Genomic DNA, 18,219 nt, shown 5'->3' on the forward strand with positions numbered 1-18,219 from the left:
ACAGGAATCTAGCACACTAGATTTGGTTATAAACACACAAGAGCCACAAAAAGAGCAAGACGCCACAAAACAATCTAATGACACTAATAACAATCCCACGCAAGAATCTAATAAAGAATCTAGCGAAAAAGCAGACAAAAAAAACACTAAAGAACCTAAGCTAGCCCAACCCCAAAAAGACACAAAATCTGCAAAAACTTCTACTAAAGATTCTAAAGAGTCTAATCAAGGCGAAACCAAATCAAACATAGATTCTGCCAAAGAAAATCATAGCCTAGCAAATGAACTTCGCAATGATGAAAGCTTCATAACCCCGCAAGAATACGGCGCAAGCCTATATCAATACCCTCGCGGAATCGGCTGTATCAAATGCCACGGAAGCATAGGTGAGGAAACGCTCCTAGCCACCTACAAACACAAAGGCAAACAAAAAACCCTCCTAGTCCCTCGTATCAATAATTTAGAATTGTTGGATTTTAAAACCGCTCTAAGCCAAGATAAAGGCATAATGCCAAAATACAACTTAACAGATGAGGAAATCCAAGCGATTTTTTTATACATTAGCTCCAAAAATCCCACACGAATCAAGTAGATTTTGTTTAAGTAGATAACAAAATCTACCCCCATATTTGCCACCATTTTGGATTAGATTTTGTAGATTTGGTTATGGTGGGTGGATTTTGCGTGGCTATTTTTTTTTTGGATTCTTGTTTTTTAGATTTTGTCTTGTGCATGTTTTTTGTGCTTTTTAGCGCGCTCTTTGATTAGATTTTGTTTTTTAGCAAACTCTTGCATATCTTTTGCTTCATCAAACTCATCTACAATCTCATCGCCTATCAATGTCTCAAGCACATCTTCAAAGGTTACAATCCCCATAAATTGCTCATACCTATCTAGCACGATAAAAAGCCTTGAAATCTGTTCTTGTTTGTAAGAATCTTTTGGCTTTTTGTCATCATTTTGACTTACAAACAAATGCAATAACTTTAGCACCGAAATATTATATGGCACAATATCCACAGGCTTTGTAAATTCCTCCACCATTTTATCCCCATCACCTTGCAAACTAAGGGCTAAAATCTCTTTAGAATCCACCACCCCCAAAATCGCATCTATACTATCGCCCTGCACCACAGGCACACACGAATGATGAGTGATACGCTTGTGATTGGCTGCGTCTTTGATTGTTTCATCGCTTTTTAGCGTAAAAACCACACTTCTAGGGGTTAGTATATCAATAGCTTGATAATTTTTGAGTGTTAAAAGATTTTTGACAATATGCGTTTCTTTTGCGCCCAGTGAGCCACCTTTGTTGCCCATTTCGCTAGCTGCTAGGATTTCGGCTCTTGTGGTTGGGATTTTTGCTCCGTGAGTGAGAAAATGTGTGATTCCCTTTGCTAGCACGACAAAAGGAAATGTGATTTTTAGCAAATATCGCACACAAATAGCCACGCTTGGCGCAAACGCACGCCAATAAGTGTTGCCTAAAGTTTTTGGGAAAATCTCTGTGATATAAATCATCGCTATGGCAAAAATCGTAGAAGCGATAAACTGCCACTCCTCGCCATAAATCTCTGTAACCTCTATCCCAAATCCCGTAGAGCAAGCCGTTACCGCAAAGGTATTTAGCACCAAAATCGCGCCCTCCGCCTCCTCGATATTAGATTTTAGATAGCGCATATAGCCACCTACTTTTGGGTGGGTTTTTTCATAACTATCTACAAATGATGGCGTGGTGCTAAGAAATACAGATTCTAAAATCGAGCAAATAAAACTAAAAATAATGGCAACACAACAATAAATGATAAGTAGCGTCATCGTTATTCCTTTTTAGATTTTCGTTAGATTTTAATGCCTTGATAGATTGCCTACGCCTAGCACTGCATTTAGCGCATCTTCTAGCGTAACGATACCTATGTAATCCCCTTTTTTATCTAGCACGATAAATAAATGTGCGTGTCGCAGGATAAAAAGCCGCAAAAGCATTAGCACTTGTTTGTTTTCTTGCACGGTGTTAAAAGGCTTTGCAATGTTTTTTAGAATCTCTTTATCTTTATTTTTTAGATTTGAGCGCAATATATCCTTGCGATACGCAATAGAAGTGATTTGCTTTGCAGAATCTATTAGCGGTATGCGCGAGTATTTGCGCTTTTGGGATTGGGCTAGGGCTTGTGTTAGGGTTAGATTTTCATCAAGGGTAAAGACTAGATTTTTTGGTGTCATTATATTTTTTACGCGGATAGATTTTTGCCCGATGATATGCTCTAAAATATCCATTTCTAGCGCGTCTAATGAGCCACTTTTTTCGCCAAGCTCCATAAGGGACAAAATCTCATCTCGGCTGATTTTTTCTACACCATTTTTGCGGAAAAAAAATGTAATCCCACGCGAAATATACACAAATGGGAAGGCGATATAATACATTACTATTAAGGGATAACAACAGGGTAAAATGAGCTTTTTCCAATACAGCGCGGCAAGAGTTTTTGGGATAATCTCTGCGACATACAAAATGCTAAGCGTCATAATAATCGCCACAACCCCCGCCCACTCCTCGCCAAAAACCTCCACAGACTGCGCTCCCACTGCTGCCGCACCGATGGTGTTTGCAAACATATTGATGACAAGCACTGCGCCTACGGAGTTGTCAATATTTGCTTTTAAGTGTTTTAGGATTTTGCCTGCTTGGGTTAGCTTAGCACTTGCCTCTACAAAGGGCGTAGTCGCGCTAAATAATGTCGCTTCAAACACCGAGCAAGCACCAGATATAGACACAGTAGCAAGAAAATAAATCACTAGCAAAGTCATAATAAAAAGCCTTCTTTTAGGTGTTTGGTAGGTTTTGTGTAGGTTTTTTGCAAAATCTAAAAAAATACATTTTAAGATAAATGGAAGTTTGATAAAAAAGTGTTAAATTTATGTTGGCAACTCTTTAAGTATCGACTATTTGGAGAAAAGTTATACCAAAATCAAATATGCTTTTAACAAAAACTAAAGCGCAAAATCTAAAATAAATGTTGGATTCTTAAAAATTGCCTTAAAAGACGCATTTTAAAAATCCAAATCCCCCTCCTAAATCCACCCCCTTAAAAATGCTATATTTTTGGCAATGGCACGACTTCAGGGATAATGTTACTCAAAAATAACGAAATGATGAGTGTCCAAATGCCAATCAAAACAATAAATCCTAGCGAATATTTAAATGTGAATTTAAATAACTCCGCTTCTTTGCCGACTAATCCTACCGCCGCACACGCAATAGCAATGCTTTGTGGGCTTATCATTTTGCCGACAACGCCACCTACGGAATTTGCCGCTAAAAATAACGCTTCGCCCACGCCTAGCACGCTCGCACTTGCTTGCTGCAATGTCCCAAATAGCAGATTTGAGCTTGTATCAGAGCCTGTGATAAATACGCCAATCCACCCAATCACAGGGCTAAAGAAATTAAACGCATCGCCCGTCTCGGCAAAAGCCCTGCCTAGCGTCTCACTCATCGCGGAATTTTTAGAAATAAAGGCAAAAGATACAACAAGCCCTATGGTAATGCAAGGAATCGCCATTTCTTTAAGCGTATCCCAAAAGCACTCTGCAGCATCTTGCGCTTTGATTTTAAGAAACCAAATAGTAAGAAATGCTGCAAGCAAAATCGCACTCCCTGCTTGCAAAGCGATAAGATTGATAGGTAGGCTAAGCCCCACAGGCTTGCCATTTGTGCCAATCAAACTCCAACCAAGAGAATTAAAGTTAATCGTAATTTGCGTGTAGCTTAGCACGCCGACTAGCTTATAACCGATGATTTCTTTTGCTTCGTTAAAGATAGGCAAGACATTGTGCCAAAAATCAGGTTTTGGCAACGCTTCGCCAGCCTCCGCAAACATCACGGGATTTCCAACCTTAAATAGCCCTTGAAACCACGGCTGTGTCCAAAGCACGATACAAATAATCAGCAAAATAAAAGGCAACCACGCCTTAAACACTTTGCTAAAATCTAGGCTTGCGACTTTGAAATCTTTTTCATCATCAAGGCGGAAAATATTGCTAGGTTTCCACATTTTGAGAAATAGCGTGGTGCAAGCAAGAGAGACGATAGCAGAGGCAATGTCTGGCAACTCTGCACCTAAATAATTTGAGCTTAAAAATTGTGTCGCTGTAAAGCTAACAGCTGCGACTAAAATCGCAGGAAAAGTCTCTTTTACCCCCTTAAATCCGTCCATCAAAAAGACGATAAAAAACGGCACGGTTAGGCTTAGAGGCACAAGCATTCGCCCCACCATCGCTGCTACGGCGTGCTGCTCTATGCCTACTAAGTTTGTCATCGCAATGATAGGAATCCCAACCGCACCAAATGCCACAGGCGCGGTATTTGCAATGAGACAAAGCCCCGCTGCATAAAGTGGCTTTAGCCCTAGCCCCACAAGCAATGCCGCCGTAATCGCCACAGGTCCCCCAAAACCGATTGCCCCCTCCAAAAATGAGCCAAAGCAAAATCCTATCAAAATCACTTGGATTCTATGGTCTGGCGTGATACTCATCACACTTTGTTTGATGACTTCAAAGCTACCTGATTTTACGGAGAGCTTATAGAGGAAAATCGCCGCAATGATAATCCACGCGATAGGCCACATACCTTGCGCAAAGCCCTGCACAAAGCTAGCTCCGATGAGCGAAAAAGGCATATCATAAGCAAAAAACGCCACCAAAGTCGCCACAATCACGGTGATAAATCCTGCTTGATAGCCCTTTAGCTTAAAAGCAAGCAAGCACAGCAAAAAGCACGCGATTGGCACAAATGCAAACAACGCGCTAAGCCAAAGGTTGTTTAGAGGGTCGTAGTGTTGTATCCACTCCATAAAATCTCCTTTTTGTTGGATAAAATAAAAAGCCTTTTTATTGTATATTGTTTTGTGTCAATAACTCATTAACTTCGTGTATAAAAATATGTCAAATGTGTAAAATCGTAGCAAGTGTCATAAAAATGCACAAAAATAGTGCAAGTCGCTAAAATGCAACAATAGACGCAAAAAATGTTAAGAGCATCATTTGTAAAAAATCAAAATAAAAAAGTAGATTTTTTTTTAAGAAAGTCATTTAAGAAAGTCATAAAAACAACGACACAACAAAATCCTAAAATCTAGCGTCAAATAATGCTAAATAACGCAAAGCAGGTAAAATCAAAATAGATTTTGTGTGGCTAAAGATTTTAAGCCATTGCGTGATTATAAAATAACCACGCAAGAAGTTGTATTCTCTAAAAAAGCATTTTTAAGAAAGCTGAGCATTTACCATCCAAATCGCTTTTTGTAGCCCTGATATTTTATCATCGCAATACGCGGTGGTTACTCTATCGCCCTCTTTTTCTGCTAGGCTAGCTAGCGTTTCAAAATCTTTTTCAAGTTGCTCATAAATCTTTAGCACTTCTTTTAGCGTTTCTTTTGAAGTGAAAGAAGTCTTTGTTTCTTCTTTGATTTTAGTAACCTTTAAGGCTTCGCTAAGCGTTACCACAGGTGTGCCACCAAGCTGGGCTACTCTCTCTGCCAAATCATCAAACATATCAGCAAACTCATCATAAATTTCTTCTAACGCCTTATGCGCTTGTGGAAAATCACTTCCGCGCACATTCCAATGATAATTATGCACTTTCATATATAGCACAATGCTATCTGCTTGCATTATCCTAAGCTGCTCGATGACTTTTGAAGTCTTTTTGCTTCTTGTATTTTCTTTCATTGTATCTCCTTTTGCGTTGATTTTGGGTTAAGAGAAAATCTTAAAGCAAGGTTATTGTAGCCCTAAAAGGTAATGTTATGATAAAATACCGCTTTTGTTTTTTAAATTTTGCGCTTTTGCAAAGTGGTAGCAAAGTGGTTTTGCAAAATCATTTCTAAGATATTTTTTAGGTATTTTAAGTTTGACTTAGTTAGCTTATTTTAAGGATTTTTATGGCAAATTTTATAGAATCTTTTTTAGCGTTTTTTGGGGTTTTAGATGTTGCGTTGTCTAAAGATTTGCGCGTTGTGCTAGATAGTTTGGCGATTTTATTTGTGGTGTTTGTAGCCACGATTGCAAGTCGGTTTGCACCTTTTGTGATTTTTGCTAAAGCAAATGTCCCTAAAAAACTGCTTAGCTTAGGCAATGCCCTGCCTCCTGCAATGATAGGAATGCTACTTGTGTATTGCTTTAAAGACATAGATTTTCGCACTTCGCCTTTTGGGGCAAATGAGCTAGCTGGCATAGCCTTAGTTGTGCTACTTTATATTGTTAGTAGATTAGGTGTGTTGTGCGTGATCGGCGGGACAGCTGGGTATATGGCATTAGTCCAAAGTGATGTGCTAAGCAGAATCTTTGGCTAAATTTTTACGCTAGATTAGCGATTTTGATATAAGCAAACAAAGAATAACACTAGATTTGCTACAATAAAAAGATTTTACTTTTTAACCAAAATCTAACCAAAAATTAAGGATACAAAATGTCAAAGCTGTTATTTGGAGTAAGCGATACAGAGGAATGTAGGCGAGCGATAAAGACGATTATTCGATTGTTTGGGCATAGGCAAGAAGTGGAGCTAACACTGCTTCATGTAACCCCTGAAGTGCTTGTATATGCGGAGAGCGGGATTGTGGATTATGGCACGATAGAAAATATCGAAAAAGAAAAATCTAATGAGATTTTAGAGGAATTTGAGCTGACATTTAAAAGTGAGGGAATCTCGTGCAACAAAATCTTGCGCACGGGAAATCCTGTCGATGTGGTGATGGAAATCGCGGATAAATATGACTTGTTAGTCATCGGTGCTAGCGAGTCCTCCCTGCTTCATAGAATCTTTAATTCTCATCAAAATAGCATTGTAAATTCTTCGCCTATCCCTGTGCTAGTGGCAAAATAAGCAATGATTTAGTAGCCATAACGCAAAAAGATTTTGCAAACATAAAAATATGGTAACAAAGCAATGAACACATTTTTTTCACTTAAAGCATTGTTTGGAAATCTACTTGGTGTTAGAAATCTGCTTGCTTACGCGTTTGTCTGCGGAGTTGTTAGCACGCAAGCATTTGGGCTAGAGTTTGGCACGATGGGCAATGTCTCTGCGGGTATGGGAGGCGCAGGCGTGGCGGTGAAAAACTCGCCTTTCGCGCTTTATTATAATCCCGCGTTATTAAGTGCTGAAACAAAACGGGTTAGATTTGGATACTCGCTAGGGCTTGAAGTGCGTGAAAAAAACCTAGATAAAATCGTAGATATAAATCTAGCTGGATTAAATTCTAGCAATCTTACCTCCACCACAGGAGCGGATTTTAAGTCTATCCAACATAATTTAGAAACGCTAAAAAGCGCGCTTAGTCAAAATGCGTTTAATCTCATTAGTCAAAATGGCGTTACTTTTCAGTTTGCACCTGCGCTTTTGCGAGGGAGTATCGGCACATTTGGCGTAGGGTATTTTGCTTCATTTTATGGTGGCTCATCTATCAAAGCCGATACCAATAGAATGGAGCTGATTTTGAAGTATTCTAATGGCGGACAAGAAGCGTATTGTAAAGTGGATTTTAATGGTGGTTGCACCCCTAGCGATAAGGCAACTTATGATAGCTCATCACTTCAAAACTCCCTAGAGCAAGGCGATGCTCATAGCATAGTCGCACAAGGATTTTTGCTAAATGAGATTCCCATAGGCTATGCTTACACTTTTTATACCAAGTATGTAAATATCAATCTAGGCGTTAGTGGTAGGCTAATAAGTGCTAGCCTAAATAAGCAAACTACATTTTTATCAAGCACGACAAATCTAGGCAACGAAGCAAAAAACTTTGCTAATAAAGGCAACTTTGAAACAAAGGCAAATTTTGCTATTGACGCGGGGGCTATGCTAGAGATTGATTTGCCAGATTTTCGATACCTTACTTTTGGCTTTGTGGCAAAAAACATAAATAGCCCTAAATTTACCTACTCAAATGGTGGCGAAGTGCAGATAAAACCACAATTTCGACTAGGTGCAGCCTATAATCAAAAAAATCTAGTCCTAGCCATTGATGCGGATTTGAATCAAAATGAAATAATAAGCCATAGCAATCAAAAGCCTTTTAGTCAAATGGTAGGCGGTGGGATAAAGATTGATTTGCGTGCGTTTGACATTCGCGCAGGGCTTATGAAAGATATTCGTCAAGATGATGGGATTATCATCACCACAGGGGTAAATATTTTGGGCTTTTTAGATGTCGCCTTGCAATGTGGCACAGAGCTAGCACAGACGCAAAGATGGGGTTCTTTCCCCCGCTATCTTAGCTTAAAAGTGGGTGGGAATTTTTCTTTTTAGATTCTGTGGCGTTCGTGGCGTGAAAAGATTGCAAAGATTATGATGAAAATTGGCTTAAGGAGTTATAAATGAAGCGCGTGGTATGTTTGGTATTTTTTGGGTTTGTATCAAGCGGGATTTGTGCGCAAAAAGAAGCACAAATCAAAGGAATCCCTCCAGAAGTATTTGCACAAGCAAGGCTAGAGCAGCAAATAAGCGCACTTCAATTAAACAAATATTTGCGACAAGAGCTAGCAAACAAAGTCCAAAAAATCCGTGATTTTCGCTCGGAGCTAGAGATAGAGCGCAAAATCTTATTGCTAAAACTCCGCGATAATGAAATCGCTATCACGGCTAGCAAACGCGCCGAAAAAGAAGTGATAAAAAAAGAAGAAGCAAACAGGATTGATAAAATCTACAAAGAGCTAGGCTTGCCAAACCCCGCAAACGCACAAAATAACCAAAACAACCAAAATCCTAAACAAAAAGCAACGCCACAAAAGCCTTAATCTGCATTTTTTGCTTATGCGTTTTCACATTCTTTGCATTTGTGTTTTTTTGCATTTGTGTTTTGCCTAAATCTTATAAGCAATGTAAGATTTTGCTAGATTTTGCAAGCAAAAAGGCACGCTAAGCAAGCTTAAGGCAAGTCAAATATGGCAAAATCAAATAGCTACATTTTAAAAAACAAACTAGATTTTATACGGACTAGATTTTAAAATCCAAAATCGCATCGTGCAATTCGTTTGTTTTAAAAGAGATTTCTTTTGAGGCTTTTTGCATTTGTGTATTGATATTTGCTAGCTCTTTGACATACATATCGATTTTGCCACTATTGCCGATTAGGGCGGATACATTTTCATTGACAAGATTTGCCATCGCAGAGGATTCTAGCGATTTTTCTAAAGTCGTATTTATCGCTTTTTGTAGCGTATCTATGTCGCTTTGCATATTGTGCGAACCCTCCACTAGCTCTTGCATAGATTCTAAGCTCTCATCTATTTGGGTATTTACCTCATCGACTTGTTGAAGTATGCTTTTGGTAAATATGCTTGTTTCATTGATACTTGTTTGCGTGCGCTCTGCTAGCTTTCGCACCTCATCTGCGACTACGGCAAAACCCCTGCCGTGCTCGCCTGCCCTTGCTGCTTCAATCGCAGCATTTAGGGCTAGTAAATTTGTTTGCTCGGCGATTTCAGTTATCATTGATAGCACTCGTTGGATATTTTGGGCTTCTTTGGCTAGTTGCTCGATTTTGCTTGCATTGTTGCGCTCTTGCTCCATAGATTCTTGGATTTGAGTGGATACTTTGTGGATTATTTCTTTGGTAGATTTTGCATTTGCTATGGCAAGCTCTAGCTCTTTTTTGGTAGCTTGCAAGACTTTGATATTTTCATCTAGCGTTTGGCTAGATTTTTGCCCTAGCTGTGTATTTTCTTGGCTTATGGATTCTATCCTTTTAGAGTTAGAATCTAAGCAATTAGATACGCCCTCTAAAATCTGCACGGCATTTTTGTTGGATTTTATCGCGGATTGTATCCCTACAAAAACCTTGTGGATAAAGCCCAAAAATACATTTACAGATTTTGCCATTTGCCCTATGCAATCTTGACTTTTTGCCTCCACAGTTTCATTTAGAGCTTTATTATTGGTGATAAATACTAATTTATGATTGACTGCATCAAGGTTGTTTAAAATATTTTTGGTTACAAACACGCAAAGTAGCACGGTTGCAACGACAACAAGCGCATCTATCCACAATACCGCCCAAAATCCCCTCTGCCCAGCAGAGATTTTTGATTGCAAGATATTGGTTATATTGAGCGTGATTTTATCCTCCACTTCTTTTAAGCTATCGATTTTTGCTGTGATAGTATCCCACCATATTTTTGCTTCTATGCCGTAGTCTCCGCTTGCGTGGTGTTGTTTTATCACTTCTCGCATAGAATCTACTTTTTTAAAGCTATCTTGTTTTGTTGCATTATCATAAATCATTCTATCATTGCCATCTCCAAAATCTAAAAACGACTTTTCATACACTTCTTGCTTGGTTAGCAGGCTTATAAAGGTATTAAATTGCGCCTGTGTAGCAGGGGAGTTTGCGCTAAGCATAGCATTGCCTGTGGCTCTCTCTAGCCCTGCATATTCTTTGGCATACAAAAAATTTGTATAGCTAAACATTAGTCGCAAAATATGAGAATCTTTTAGTAAATTTGTAGATTTTGTGATGCTCTCTAGTAGCGTGGCTATGCTCTTTGTATAATACCCAATAGTTGGCGCAATAAGTGGGGAATCGCCTTTTAGCGAATTATCAGCATTGCTCCTAATAGTCGCTAGATTATTTAGCGTGTCAAATCCGCTTTGCAAATCAAAGCCTTTTAGAGAATCTTTATTGTTTGCAAATGCTTGTTTTAGCTCATCTAGCACCAAATCCGTGCTTTTTCTTTGGGATTTTAGCTCGCTAGAAAATTTGCTTCCTTTGCTTGAGAGAAACCCCGCACTAAGCCCGCGCTCTTTTTGCAACTCGTGGATAAGGTTTGAAACTTTGGCAGAAATGTTGATTTGCATAAAAAGTGATTGATGAGCGTTTAAGGAATCTTTGGTTGATTTTAGCGACATAAATACCAAAACAACACACGCAAGAAGTGGGAGCAGGGCTAGACTTAAGATTTTGCTTGTCAAAGAAAAGCGATTTAGAATGTTCATATTTAACCTCTTTAGCATTTGAATTACGAAGTGGTAAAATCATATCATAATTTGGCGTTTTTTTTTTTTTTGTAATTCTTGTTTTTGTTTGATTGATTGCTTAAGATTTGCTACAATTACGCCCAATAACTTTAGGATTGTAAGGATACTCCAATGCAGACAGAAAAAAACGATTGTCCAAAAAGTGGGCAAAAAAAGCGAGTGTTGATAAAGTTTTCAGGGGAAGCGTTGGCTGGGGAGAGTGGCTTTGGCATAGAGCCTAGTATCCTAAACTACATAGCAGGCGAAATCAAAGAACTGCTAGAAGCAAGTATCGAAGTGGGGATAGTCATTGGCGGGGGAAATATTATACGCGGAGTTACCGCCGCACAAGGTGGAATCATACGGCGCACAAGCGGGGATTATATGGGTATGCTAGCCACTGTGATAAATGCTGTGGCGATGCAAGAAGCACTAGAGCATAGCGGGCTAGATGTGCGCGTGCAAAGCGCGATAGAAATCCAAGAAGTATGCGAGACTTACATTTATCGCAGAGCAATTAGGCATTTAGAAAAAGGGCGAGTTGTGATATTTGCCGCAGGGACGGGGAATCCATTTTTTACCACTGATACGACAGCGACTCTGCGGGCGGTAGAAATCGGCGCGGAATATGTCATCAAAGCCACAAAAGTCGATGGTGTCTATGACAAAGACCCCAAAAAATACAAAGACGCAAAAAAGCTAGATAAAATGAGCTATGATGAGGCGTTGGCAGAAAATATCAAAGTAATGGACGATACGGCTATCGCACTTGCTAAGGACAATAAGTTGCCAATCGTAGTGTGTAATATGTTTAAAAAAGGAAATCTAGCTGCTATCGTGCGTGATAATGCTGGAATCTGCTCGGTGGTTGGGTAGTTTTTTGGTTAAGTTTTGATTAAAAATGTAGTTTTTGCTAGGTTTTATGTGTGGATTTTGTGATGGGATTTTGTAAAGGGGTTTTTGAAGTTTTTGTGATTTTAAGGAGTGGCCGGGAGAGAGGGATTCGAACCCCCGGAGGTGTTACCCTCAACGGTTTTCAAGACCGCCGCTTTCAACCACTCAGCCATCTCCCGCAGTGTCATTTAAGCGAAATATAAAATCTATTGAAAAAGTCAAATAAAGATTTGGAGGCGACACTCGGAGTCGAACCGAGGAATGGAAGCTTTGCAGGCTTCTGCCTTACCACTTGGCTATGTCGCCATTTTTTGAAATCTTTTGCAAAATCCAAAATGTCAAAAACAATTTTTAGATTTTATTTGGGGTGGTGGTGCCCGGAGTCGGACTTGAACCGACACGGAAGCAATATCCGAGGGATTTTAAGTCCCTTGTGTCTACCATTCCACCACCCGGGCATTTATTATCAAATAGCGTAAGGCTAAGACTTTTATGCAAAAATTTGCAAATTTCATAAAAAAATGGAGCGGGAAACGGGGATCGAACCCGCGACCCCAACCTTGGCAAGGTTGTGCTCTACCACTGAGCTATTCCCGCACTATGTCAAACCTCACAAAAACTAAAAAACTTGCAAAATCGCAAAAATAAAGCTGTAATTTTAGCAATGCTTTATGAAAAAATCAAGACTAAAAGCATATTTTTACGATTTTTGACTACAATATCGCTTTGATTTTATGATGATTTTTTATGGCATTTACACGCCGTATTTGTGTCTTGTTTTTGGGCTTCTTAGCGACTTAAATATATATTTGGCAAGCATTAAAACCGCTAGATATTTAAGCATTTTATAAGAAAGCATTATGACATTATAAAAGCATTGATAAACAGCATTGTGGAGAGCGCGTTATGCAATTTGAACCTTATCCTTTTGAGAAACTAAACAAACTGCTAGAAGGCATAACCCCCGCACAACCTGCAAGAAAGCTAACCATTGGCGAGCCACAATTCCCCACCCCAAAATCTATCCAAAAAGCCCTCATAGATTCTGCCGATGAATTGCGCTACTATCCTGCTTCAAAGGGCGAGGATTACCTAAAAAAAAGCATTTTAGGTTTTTTGGAGCGTAGGTTTGGCACAAAGCTAGATTTTAGTCAAATGCTACCCACATTTGGCACACGCGAAGTGCTATTTAATTTCCCTCAATGGTTTTTTGCAAACATAAAAGCCCCTGTGCTAGCCCACCCAAATCCATTCTATCAAATCTATGAGGGAGCGGCTAAAGCAAGCGGTGCAAAAAGCATTTATATGAATCTAACCCCAGAAAATGGCTTTAAACCCACTCTTAGCAAGGAGCAAATGCAGCTTGCAAACCTTGTGATTTTAAATTCTCCAAATAACCCCACAGGCGTAGCCCTAAGCCTAGAAGAGCTAAAAATATGGGCACAAAACGCCCTAGAATATGATTTTGTGCTTTTAAATGATGAATGTTATAGCGAAATCTATCAGCACACGCCTCCCGCTTCGATTTTGCAAGCCTCACTAGAAATCGGCAACAACGATTTTAAAAATATCTTAGCAATCAATTCGATTTCTAAGCGTTGCTCATCCCCGGGCTTGCGTAGCGGATTTATCGCGGGGGATAAAAAGATTTTAGAGCCTTACGCGCTTTATCGCACTTATGCGGGGCTAGCTATCCCACTGCCTTTGCAGAGGGCTGCAAGCATAGCGTGGAGCGAAAAAAGCGCGAAAGAAGCAGAATCTATCCGCAAAACTTACGCACAAAATCTAAGTCTAGCCCAAAGCCTTTTTCCGAGCGCAAATGTCCCGTCTTTTAGCTTTTATATGTGGCTTTTTGTGGGAGATGATTTAGCGTTTGCTAAACAGCTTTATGCACAAAGCGGGCTTGTCGTCTTGCCGGGGAGTTTTTTAGGCAGAGAGGGGGCAGGCAGGGGATTTGTGCGAGTGGCATTAGTTTATGAGCCTAGCATTATGCGCGAAATGCTAGAATCCTTGCTTGCGTTTTATGAGACATATACAAATTCCCGCGCACACAACCTAAAAAGCGCGCTAAGTGCCAATCTAGCCTCCCTCCCTCCGCTATCAAATGCAAAAGTGCATTTTATCGGTATCGGTGGCATAGGCATTTCAGGGCTTGCCAAATACCTAAAAGCTCAAGGTGCAACCATAAGCGGTAGCGATATAGCACACTCGCCCACCACGCATTATTTGCGCTCTTTAGGTGCAAATATCACTATCCCGCACGACAAAAAAGCCATCAAAGACCAAAATATTATTATCCACTCCGCCATCATTAAGCAGGATAACCCAGAGATTTTGCTCGCACAAAGAAAACATATCCCCGTGCTATCGCGCAAGCAGGCATTAAGCCTAATACTAGATTCTAAGCGCGTGTATAGCGTGTGTGGAGCGCACGGCAAATCCACCACAAGTGCTATGCTAAGCGCGATTTTTAATGAATATGGAGCAATTATTGGGGCGGAGAGCAAAGAGTTTCACTCAAATGTGCGCGAAGTCTCAAGCCAAAGCATCGTCTTTGAAGCTGATGAGTCAGACAAAAGTTTTCTAAATTCAAATCCATATTTTGCCATCGTGCCAAATGCTGAACCAGAGCATTTAGAGACTTACAACCACAATGTAGATGAGCTTCATAGTGCGTATAGGGAGTTTCTTTGCAAAGCAAAAGTGCGCGTTATCAATAAAGAAGATGAATTTTTATCTAGGTTTTCTAATGAGGCAAAATCTAGCCAAAATTCTAGTAAAAATACTAGCCATAAATCAAGCAAAAATCTGCGCGACAAAACACGCGACAACAAAGACTACTTGCCCCATATCGCGCTTTATCCATCAAAAGATATTAGCGATATTTCATACACGCTTAAAAATGACGAACCATATACGAGATTTTGCCTAAAAGATTTTGGGAGTTTTGAAGTGTGGGGGTTTGGGGAGCATATCGCGCTAAATGCCTCTCTAGCCATACTTACCGCCCTAGAATCAAAAGCTAGAGATTTACTAGAATCTACTCAAAAAGATTCTAGCCATAAGGATTTTATACAATATTCTACAATGCTAGATTCTGCGTGCAAAGAAAAAATCCTGCAAGAAATACGAACAAATCTAAGTAATTTTTGTGGAATCAAAAAACGATTTGACATTTTGACAAAAGAAAATCTAACCATTATCGATGACTACGCACACCACCCCACCGAGATTTTAGCCACGCTAAATTCGCTAGAGATTTATGCAAAATTGCGCAACATAAAAGAGATTTGTATCATTTGGCAGCCGCATAAATATTCGCGCCTTTTTGACAATCTAAGCGCGTTTCAACAATGCTTTAGCACAAAATATCGCCTTGTGATTTTGCCTGTATGGGCGGCGGGCGAGGAAGTGCGCGAAGTGGATTTTGCATCACTTTTTGCACACGCAAAGCCTACCCTTGCTACGCGCATAGCTCGCACAAATGACGCGATTGAAATTTTTGAAGGCACAAATCCTATCGATAAAATCAAAAAAGGCATAGTCATAGGCTTTGGTGCGGGCGATATTACCTACCAACTTCGCGGTGTAAAGTAGCTAAAAATAGCAAAAAAGAGGTATTTATAATGATAGAAATCATCTCAATATGCGTGCTTTATGTCCTGCTAGTCGCGCTTGGCATTAGCATTTTGCATAATGCAACTATTTCTCTTGTGAAAAAATTTTTCATAGGGCTTGTTTGGGTTTTAGCACTAGGACTATCAGCGGTGTATAACTACCAGCAAATCTCGCCAGATAGTTTCTTTTTGGAGCTTGAAGGGGCGTTTAGAGGGGGCAAGACGCTAAATTGTGAGGGATTTTTGGTAAATAAAAGTGATTTTAATCTAATCGGGCAAACCTCTATGCTAATTGGCAAAAATGGCTCTCCTACTAGCAATATCATAATCTCACTAGAAAAATGCCACATCATCATTCCCACAGAAACCAACGATGACGAAGAAAACATAGACGGGCAAAAAATCGAAGACATACAAAGGGATTAGGGTTTTATTTTGCATATTTTTTGATTTGCATTTTTTGTGATTTTAGACATTTGAGAAAATCTATACCCCAAATCCTAAATAAAAAGCGATAAAATATCAGCACATAAACCAAAAATATTAAGGCATTTTTGGTGTTTTTTAGATTTTGCGCTCAAAATCTAGTTTGCGCAAAAATCTAAGACAAAATTTTGTAAATAAGGTTTTTTTGAAGCAAAGATTTTTGTCATTTTTATCAAATGCAAAAAAAGCAAAATCTAATACAAAATCTAGCGCAAAATCAACCAAAATAGTCAAAATCCACGCAAAATACGACAAAACAGCAAACAAAACAAACAAAACAAAAAAGGAAAATCTAAAAATGGATATAAAAAAACGGCTTATTGCATATATTGTCCCGCGTTTTGGGTTTGTGCTGACTTGGATTTTGTGTGCTTTTAATAAAAATCGCTTTTTTTTGCACGAAAATTTAGAAAATGAAAATATCCTCATTTGCTTTTGGCACGGTGAAATGCTAATGATGCCATTTTTGTATCGCAAACTGCGCTCAAAGCCAAACACACATAATGTCCATATTATTAGCTCTAGCCATTTTGATGGCGGGCTTATCGCGTCTATGTGCGAGCTTTTTGGTATGAAAACCATTCGTGGTAGCACGGATTTGGGTGGCAAAAAAGGAGGAGTCCTAGCTTTAATGCAATCCATAAAGGCATTAAAAAGTGGCGCAGACATAGGCATAGCGATGGATGGACCACGCGGACCATATCATCATATCGCCGATGGGCTAATAATGATGGCTCAAAAAAGTGGCAAAAAAATCAGTTTATGTCGCATAGTGCCTAGCCGATTTTATGAGTTTAAAACTTGGGACAGATTTTGCTTGCCTCTTCCTTTTGGAGAGATATGCTATTATGGATTTGAGGGTTTTAAGATAGATTCTAGCCTAAGCATAGAGGAAGCAAGGCAAGTGCTAAAACAAAAAGTCGCACAAATTGATGAAATATTAACAAACCCTGCCCAAAATAAAACAGCTAAAAATAACGATTTAGAGGCTAGCACAAACAAAAATCAAGCAAACAAAAATTGTCAAAATCCACGCCAAAATCCACGAAAGAAAGGATTTCGCCCAAATCTATCTTAGGGCTTAGGCTATCGCGTAAAGCGCGTAAAATCTAAGCTCAAAATACAAGCAAAAGGATACCAAATGGGAATCATACATTCGCTTCTCTCGCCTTTTTTTAGCAAGGTGTTTATCTCTATCAATGTCGATGCGCTATCTTGCGCGATAAAAGTCGTGCGCATCAAAAAAGAGCGCACCATAGAATCTTTTGTCAAAGAGTTTAAAACAGGAGAAAACAAAATCCCAATGGACGCGGTAAAAATCGTGCGCAAATACCGTAGAAAATACCCATTTACCTACATAAGCGTGCTTTTAAAATCTCTCGCACAAGGTGTAGTAATCCAAAAAAATGGCAAGGATTTTTTCCTAGCAAATGTTCGCCCACAAGAGTGCGAAATAATCACCGTTGGCACTTGTCGCGTATTTGCCAAAAAAGCGTTGCTTAGGGATTATTTGCGTAAATATGACATTGTAAATGGGGTGGATTTTGTGTTTTCGCCATTTTTGCTTATCGCTGCAAACTCGCTAAGCTATCCCACACTTGGAAATAATCTTTATGTCCTACTTCAGCGTAGCAATATCGCTCTAATGGTTATCAATCGTCAGCAGATTTTATTTTCGGGCTTTTTCCTCGCACAAAGCGAAATCAGCGCGCTAAATCGAGAGGAAAATCAACGCCCCACTTTGCATCTGCGTAATTTTGAGGATTTTTCGCTTGATGATGATTTTGATAATTTTCAAAAAATGGAGGGCGAAACCTCTATGGAAAATCTACAAACCGATATGTTTATCCCCAATTTAGAAGAGAAAAAAATCAACTATGATGATATGCCCCGTGCGATTGTGATTAGCAAAGTGTTGCTTGATGGGATAAAAGAGTATTACCAAAATCCATTTTATAATGGCGAATTTATCGACAGAATCATATTTTTGGACGCTTGCAAGCTAAGCGATGAAGCGTATGATTTTATCTGCAAAGAAGTGATGATAGAATCGGTAAAAAGGGATTTTGACTTGCCAACTTTGCTGGTAAATTTTGCCATTCGAGAGCTTAGCCGAGAAGAATAGCAAGGCAAGAAGCCAAAACAGGCAAGCATAAGGAGAAAAACAATGAGGATTAGCTTTGTCCGCCCAAAAATAAAATATAT

At 39.4% G+C, this 18,219-nt stretch carries 14 protein-coding genes, 4 tRNA genes and 3 pseudogenes; 11 read left to right on the forward strand and 10 right to left on the reverse strand.

Annotation, left to right across the window (positions count from 1 at the left end):
• Positions 1 to 247: 247 nt before the first annotated feature.
• A complete protein-coding gene (locus tag ACWIX0_RS07770; RefSeq protein WP_454173414.1) occupies positions 248 to 592 on the forward strand; it encodes a c-type cytochrome in 345 nt (114 codons plus the stop codon).
• A 122-nt stretch (positions 593 to 714) separates the two neighbouring features.
• Here ACWIX0_RS07770 and ACWIX0_RS07775 read toward each other — a convergent pair whose 3' ends face one another.
• From ACWIX0_RS07775 to ACWIX0_RS07790, 4 genes are all read right to left on the reverse strand, one after another.
• Complete coding sequence (locus ACWIX0_RS07775; RefSeq protein WP_454173391.1) at positions 715 to 1,818, reverse strand: CNNM domain-containing protein; 1,104 nt, start codon at positions 1,816 to 1,818, stop codon at positions 715 to 717.
• 30 nt (positions 1,819 to 1,848) lie between these two features.
• Entirely contained in the window at positions 1,849 to 2,808 is a 960-nt protein-coding gene (locus ACWIX0_RS07780; protein ID WP_454173393.1) for a CNNM domain-containing protein, read from the reverse strand.
• A gap of 287 nt (positions 2,809 to 3,095) precedes the next feature.
• Positions 3,096 to 4,853, reverse strand: a complete 1,758-nt coding sequence (locus tag ACWIX0_RS07785) for an L-lactate permease (RefSeq protein WP_454173395.1) — start codon at positions 4,851 to 4,853, stop codon at positions 3,096 to 3,098.
• 412 nt (positions 4,854 to 5,265) lie between these two features.
• The gene (locus ACWIX0_RS07790) at positions 5,266 to 5,730 is read right to left on the reverse strand and encodes a Dps family protein (RefSeq protein WP_454173397.1); all 465 of its coding nucleotides are present in this window, start codon (positions 5,728 to 5,730) and stop codon (positions 5,266 to 5,268) included.
• Positions 5,731 to 5,942: 212 nt separating this feature from the next.
• Between ACWIX0_RS07790 and ACWIX0_RS07795 the strand changes: the two genes are divergently transcribed.
• The 4 genes from ACWIX0_RS07795 (at position 5,943) to ACWIX0_RS07810 (ending at position 8,799) form a co-directional block, all read left to right on the forward strand.
• Positions 5,943 to 6,353, forward strand: a complete 411-nt coding sequence (locus ACWIX0_RS07795) for a branched-chain amino acid transporter permease (RefSeq protein WP_454173399.1) — start codon at positions 5,943 to 5,945, stop codon at positions 6,351 to 6,353.
• A 116-nt stretch (positions 6,354 to 6,469) separates the two neighbouring features.
• Positions 6,470 to 6,886, forward strand: coding sequence for a universal stress protein (locus tag ACWIX0_RS07800; RefSeq protein WP_454173401.1), 417 nt, complete (start codon positions 6,470 to 6,472; stop codon positions 6,884 to 6,886).
• A 63-nt stretch (positions 6,887 to 6,949) separates the two neighbouring features.
• Positions 6,950 to 8,311 carry a conjugal transfer protein TraF gene (gene traF / locus ACWIX0_RS07805; protein WP_454173403.1) on the forward strand — a complete coding sequence of 454 codons (1,362 nt, stop codon included), beginning with the start codon at positions 6,950 to 6,952 and terminating at the stop codon, positions 8,309 to 8,311.
• Between the two features lie 68 nt (positions 8,312 to 8,379).
• Positions 8,380 to 8,799 carry a hypothetical protein gene (locus tag ACWIX0_RS07810; RefSeq protein WP_454173405.1) on the forward strand — a complete coding sequence of 140 codons (420 nt, stop codon included), beginning with the start codon at positions 8,380 to 8,382 and terminating at the stop codon, positions 8,797 to 8,799.
• Between the two features lie 199 nt (positions 8,800 to 8,998).
• On the opposite strand, the pseudogene ACWIX0_RS07815 reads toward ACWIX0_RS07810, so the two are convergent.
• Positions 8,999 to 9,508, reverse strand: a pseudogene (locus ACWIX0_RS07815) (methyl-accepting chemotaxis protein); the annotation flags it as partial.
• Positions 9,509 to 10,126: 618 nt separating this feature from the next.
• A pseudogene (locus tag ACWIX0_RS07820) lies at positions 10,127 to 11,014 on the reverse strand (nitrate- and nitrite sensing domain-containing protein); the annotation flags it as partial.
• A gap of 135 nt (positions 11,015 to 11,149) precedes the next feature.
• On the opposite strand from ACWIX0_RS07820, the gene pyrH reads away from it, so the two are divergent.
• Complete coding sequence (pyrH, locus tag ACWIX0_RS07825) at positions 11,150 to 11,893, forward strand: UMP kinase (protein WP_454173407.1); 744 nt, start codon at positions 11,150 to 11,152, stop codon at positions 11,891 to 11,893.
• A gap of 109 nt (positions 11,894 to 12,002) precedes the next feature.
• On the opposite strand, the gene ACWIX0_RS07830 is transcribed toward pyrH, so the two are convergent.
• The 4 genes from ACWIX0_RS07830 to ACWIX0_RS07845 all read right to left on the reverse strand — a co-directional run bounded on the left by ACWIX0_RS07830 (position 12,003) and on the right by ACWIX0_RS07845 (position 12,508).
• A tRNA-Ser gene (locus ACWIX0_RS07830) sits at positions 12,003 to 12,090 on the reverse strand.
• Positions 12,091 to 12,142: 52 nt separating this feature from the next.
• A tRNA-Cys gene (locus ACWIX0_RS07835) sits at positions 12,143 to 12,217 on the reverse strand.
• A 65-nt stretch (positions 12,218 to 12,282) separates the two neighbouring features.
• Positions 12,283 to 12,369 (reverse strand) — tRNA-Leu (locus ACWIX0_RS07840).
• A 64-nt stretch (positions 12,370 to 12,433) separates the two neighbouring features.
• Positions 12,434 to 12,508 (reverse strand) — tRNA-Gly (locus ACWIX0_RS07845).
• A gap of 309 nt (positions 12,509 to 12,817) precedes the next feature.
• On the opposite strand from ACWIX0_RS07845, the pseudogene ACWIX0_RS07850 reads away from it, so the two are divergent.
• The 5 genes and pseudogenes from ACWIX0_RS07850 to ACWIX0_RS07870 all read left to right on the forward strand — a co-directional run.
• Positions 12,818 to 13,927, forward strand: a pseudogene (locus tag ACWIX0_RS07850) (succinyldiaminopimelate transaminase); the annotation flags it as partial.
• 96 nt (positions 13,928 to 14,023) lie between these two features.
• Complete coding sequence (gene murC, locus ACWIX0_RS07855; protein WP_454173416.1) at positions 14,024 to 15,508, forward strand: UDP-N-acetylmuramate--L-alanine ligase; 1,485 nt, start codon at positions 14,024 to 14,026, stop codon at positions 15,506 to 15,508.
• Positions 15,509 to 15,537: 29 nt separating this feature from the next.
• Complete coding sequence (locus ACWIX0_RS07860) at positions 15,538 to 15,954, forward strand: hypothetical protein (RefSeq protein ID WP_454173408.1); 417 nt, start codon at positions 15,538 to 15,540, stop codon at positions 15,952 to 15,954.
• A 220-nt stretch (positions 15,955 to 16,174) separates the two neighbouring features.
• A complete protein-coding gene (locus tag ACWIX0_RS07865) occupies positions 16,175 to 17,092 on the forward strand; it encodes a lysophospholipid acyltransferase family protein (protein ID WP_454173410.1) in 918 nt (305 codons plus the stop codon).
• A gap of 63 nt (positions 17,093 to 17,155) precedes the next feature.
• The gene (locus tag ACWIX0_RS07870; RefSeq protein WP_454173412.1) at positions 17,156 to 18,139 is read left to right on the forward strand and encodes a hypothetical protein; all 984 of its coding nucleotides are present in this window, start codon (positions 17,156 to 17,158) and stop codon (positions 18,137 to 18,139) included.
• The last annotated feature ends 80 nt before the right edge of the window (positions 18,140 to 18,219 follow it).

This window comes from Helicobacter sp. T3_23-1059, from assembly GCF_053654515.1.